2 protein-coding genes are annotated in these 2,696 nt (G+C 40.2%); one reads left to right on the top strand and one right to left on the bottom strand.

What is annotated here, in order from left to right; all coding sequences use genetic code 11:
• Positions 1-156: 156 nt before the first annotated feature.
• Complete coding sequence (locus tag IQ229_RS23185) at positions 157-882, bottom strand: lysophospholipid acyltransferase family protein (protein ID WP_194047792.1); 726 nt, start codon at positions 880-882, stop codon at positions 157-159.
• Between the two features lie 380 nt (positions 883-1,262).
• On the opposite strand from IQ229_RS23185, the gene metG reads away from it, so the two are divergent.
• On the top strand, positions 1,263-2,696 hold a 1,434-nt coding region (gene metG, locus IQ229_RS23180; protein WP_194047790.1), incomplete at its 3' end, for a methionine--tRNA ligase.

Below are 2,696 nucleotides of genomic sequence, written 5' to 3'. Positions count from 1 at the left end.
GTCATTGGTCATTGGTCATTGGTCAATGGTATAAAACTTTTGGACTGCGAATTGTTGCTTTTATGAGCTTCGGTACTTTTGAGCAAAAACAAAAAAGTCTCGGAATAAGCTACTCAAAGTTGTGCAGACAATCCAAAATTCCAAAATCGAATGGCTCTAATAGCAACCTTGACGCAGTAAATTGCTAATTTCGCCCTGACAGTGTTCTGTCAGTTCAGCCACAACAGTTCTGGCGTGTTTGCCATGATATTTTTTATGATGTTGGGGCGTAATCCAATAAGGATGACCGATTAACACCGCAACTCGACGATAAATTACTAAGGGATGCCAACCATTTTGATTAAATAAAGGTTCTGAAGGGTCGAATACACTCAAAAGTCTTAATGGGAAGCCATTGGTGTTTACTTCTTCTAAGGAAGCGATCGCGATCGGCAAAATAGCTAAATCCTGCACATTCGCTCGTAATGCCAAATGAGCAAATCCTCGCTGAAACTCACCTACCTGGCTTGGCTGAGTAAATTTCACCATTGGTGCAGTCCCTTCTGGAAATACTCCCACCATCTGCTTGGACTGCAATAGCAATTGTGACTGCGAAAAAAAGCTTTGCTGGCGGTTTTGAGTTTCTTCCAAAGGAAAACACCCCAATTGACCGGTGACAATCTCCCGCATGATTGGAACTTGTCCCATATAGTGATGGCAAGCAAAGCGAATCGGACTCGATAACGCTGCCATTAAAATCAGTGCATCCATAAAGCTGCGGTGATTGCTGACTACCAAGACGCTCGCATCCTGGGGAATGCGGTCTTCGTAATAGCGGAACATTTGCGTTGAGAATGCCGCCACCAAAGCGCGAGAAATCTCTAGGGGGCTATTTCCACTCATACCTAATCAATATATTTTCCGGTAAATATGGCAATTTGTCTTAATTTAATTTTTACATTTCTTTACTATTGCCATGACCGTCTTAAGATAGAAATATCTAAATCTACAAAAGCAACTAAATTTTCTGTATTCTCGATTATGTATTCTCGATCACAATAATATCTAATAGAAACTATTCGAAAAAATTATGATTAGTTAATTTCCATTTTTTAGGTAAAAATGAGTTTAATTGATGCGTATTAAAAAACAATTCTGGACTTGATAAACTTGCTAGTATGAAGATGTTATTGGAAAAAATGGTAATAATATTGTATAATTACTTGGTTTTGCCGCTGAAAGCTAAGAGATAAAACGTTTTAATAAGTTAATTTTTATTTTGCATGAATCTAGTGAATAAAACAAAAAAGACATTTGCACTGACCACACCCCTATATTATGTAAACGATGTCCCCCATATAGGTAGTGCTTACACGACGATCGCAGCCGATGTAGTGGCGCGATTTCAGAGGCTACTGGGTTATCAAGTATTACTAATTACAGGTACAGATGAACATGGGCAAAAAATTCAGCGATCGGCAGAAAGTTTAGGAAAAGCGCCACAAGAATTTTGTGATGAAATTGTCCCTAGTTTCGTCAGTTTATGGAAATTATTAGACATTCAATACGATCGCTTTAGTCGGACTACTGCGCCTCGCCATCAAGCGATCGTTAAAGAATTCTTTGAGCGAGTCTGGGAATCTGGTGACATTTACCAAGGACAACAACAAGGCTGGTACTGCGTTTCCTGCGAAGAATTCAAAGAAGAACGGGATCTGCTAGAAGGACACCGTTGCCCAATTCATACTAACAAAGAAGTGGAGTGGCGAGACGAACAAAACTATTTTTTCCGCTTATCCAAATATCAAACTAAGCTGACAGAATTTTATCAATCTAAACCGGATTTTATTCAACCAGAAAGTCGGCGTAATGAAGTTCTCAGCTTTGTCAATCAAGGACTGCAAGACTTTTCCATTTCACGAGTGAATTTAGATTGGGGTTTTCCCGTACCAGTCGATCCCAAGCACACTCTCTATGTCTGGTTTGATGCGCTGCTAGGTTATGTCACAGCATTACTAGAACCAGATGCAGAACCGACTTTAGCAAATGCTTTAGAAACATGGTGGCCGATTAACCTGCACTTAATTGGTAAAGATATTCTGCGCTTCCATGCAGTTTACTGGCTAGCAATGTTGTTGTCGGCTGGCTTACCCTTGCCAGAGAAAGTATTTGGGCATGGCTTTTTGACTAAAGACGGGCAGAAGATGGGCAAAAGTCTGGGTAATACCCTTGATCCTATAGCGTTAGTTCAGCGCTATGGTAGTGATGCCGTTCGTTATTACTTCCTTAAGGAAATCGAATTTGGCAAAGATGGAGATTTTAATAAAGTTAGGTTCATTAATGTTCTGAATGCAGATTTGGCAAATGATTTAGGTAATTTGCTCAATCGCACTTTGAGCATGGTGAAAAAGTACTGTGCTGAGAATAATGTCCCATCAATCGGCAATGAAGGGATTCCTGACGAAAATCCTTTGAAAGCAATTGGTTTACGTCTAGGGGAACAGGTAAAACAAGCATACCAAGAGCTAGCTTTCAGTCAAGCCTGTGTGGCTATACTTTCATTGGCGCAAGCCAGTAATAAGTTTATTGATGAACAGGCTCCTTGGTCATTATATAAACAAGGACAGCAGGAGTCGGTGGAAAAGGTTCTCTACGCAGTTCTAGAATCGGTTAGACTGGCAGCTTATCTGCTATCCCCAATTATTCCGAACATCAGT

Origin of the sequence: Nostoc cf. edaphicum LEGE 07299, from assembly GCF_015207245.1 — a bacterium.
GTDB lineage: Bacteria > Cyanobacteriota > Cyanobacteriia > Cyanobacteriales > Nostocaceae > Nostoc > Nostoc edaphicum_B.
The sequence above is the reverse complement of the archived record's forward strand: the minus strand, read 5'-3'. Positions and strand labels throughout refer to the sequence as shown.